This is a genomic window from Actinomycetospora sp. (genome assembly GCF_055612215.1).
On record NZ_JBVPVA010000134.1, the window covers coordinates 1 to 1,630 of the forward strand.

At 71.7% G+C, this 1,630-nt stretch carries 2 protein-coding genes; one reads left to right on the forward strand and one right to left on the reverse strand.

Features of this window, described 5'->3' with window-relative positions; all coding sequences use genetic code 11:
* Positions 1–821: fumarylacetoacetate hydrolase family protein (locus AC0CYZ_RS03675; protein ID WP_472212445.1), on the reverse strand; the 821-nt coding region annotated here is incomplete at its 3' end.
* Between the two features lie 219 nt (positions 822–1,040).
* On the opposite strand from AC0CYZ_RS03675, the gene AC0CYZ_RS03680 reads away from it, so the two are divergent.
* Positions 1,041–1,630: FadR/GntR family transcriptional regulator (locus AC0CYZ_RS03680; protein ID WP_472212447.1), on the forward strand; the 590-nt coding region annotated here is incomplete at its 3' end.

Genomic DNA, 1,630 nt, shown 5'->3' on the forward strand with positions numbered 1-1,630 from the left:
TCGCCGCTGCGCAGGAAGCGCGGCGGGTCGAAGCCGATGCCGACCCCGGCCGGCGTGCCGGTCGCGATGAGGTCGCCGGGCTCGAGCGTGAGCCCGGCGGAAATCGTTTCGATCAGGGTCGGGATGTCGAACAACAGATCCGCGGTGCTCGCGGACTGGCGAAGCTCGTCGTTGACCCGGCATTGCACGGTCAGGTCGGCGCCGTCGACCTCGTCGGCGGTGACGGCGTAGGGGCCCATCGGGCAGAACGTGTCGAGGCCCTTGCCGAGGAACCACTGCTTGTGGTCGCGCTGGCGGTCCCGGGCGGTGACGTCGTTGACGATCGTGTAGCCCCAGACGTGGTCGAGCGCGTCGTCGTAGGAGATGCCGCGGCCGCCCCGGCCGATGATCACAGCGAGCTCGGACTCGTAGTCGAGCTCGGACGTGATGTCGGCGTGCGCCTCGACGTCGTCGTACGGGCCGGTGACGCTGGTGGTGGCCTTGGAGAAGACGATCGGCTTGTCCGGGAGGTCCTCCGAGCGCTGCGGGGTGTCGTAGCCCGAGCGACCGAACTCCGCGACGTGCTCGCGGTAGTTCTTGCCGACGGCGAACAGGTCGCGGCGCGGCGTGGGGAACGGCGCGCGCAGGGTGGGCCCGACGACACTGGGCAGGTTGCCGGCCTCCGCGATCCGCGGCCCGAGCCGGTCCCACTCCTCGATCACCGCGAGCAGGGACCGGTCCCCCACGACCGGCGTCAGGTCGAGCACGCGGGTCTCGTCGTGCGGATCGACCAGCCCCACGGTCTCTCCACCAGCACCGGCGGCGAACGTCACGAGCTTCACTGCAGATCTCCTCACTGGGTGGCCTTCGGCCTCGTGAGCAGTAATCCGCCGTATGGCACGGAGAAGTGCTCACGAGCGCGGAGCGCACCTCGCGCAATCCGGACCAATCCGGCCCAGGCTCACGTGTGTTGGTCACACCGCGGCCTCGACCGACCGTACGACGGTGCCGACCGGCTGCCAATAGCCTGACGGCCCCGGCATTGGTCTAGTATTGGTCGCATGGCCGCACCGGTGACCGCCGTTCCCATCGTGACGCGTCTGCGCCGGCTGCTCGACGAGTCCGTCGCGGCCGGCACGCTCGGCACCGGCTCGAAGATCCCGACGGAGCGGGAGCTGTGCGACACGCTGCAGGCCTCGCGGACCGCGGTGCGCGCGGCGCTGGCCGAGCTCGAGCGCGAGGGCCGCATCACCCGCCACGTCGGGCGCGGCACGTTCCTCGCCGAGCTCGAGGCCGACCCGGGCCTGCCCGCCGTGGCGCGCGGCGCGGTGCAGACCAGCCCGGCCGAGATCATGGCGACGCGGCTGCTGCTCGAGCCCGAGATCGCCGCACTGGCCGCCCGGCACGCGACCCAGGCCGACATCGACCACGTCCACCACTGCCTGCGGCGCGGCAACGCCACCACGACCTACGAGGAGTTCGAGTCCTGGGACTCCGCGCTGCACCGCGCCATCGCCGCGGCTGCCCACAACGGCCTGCTCCTGCGGCTCTTCGACACCATGAACGCGGCGCGCGACCTCCCGGTCTGGGGCAGCATCAAGCGCCGCTCGGCCACCCCGGAGCGCCGCCGGGGCTACGAGTGCAGCCACGG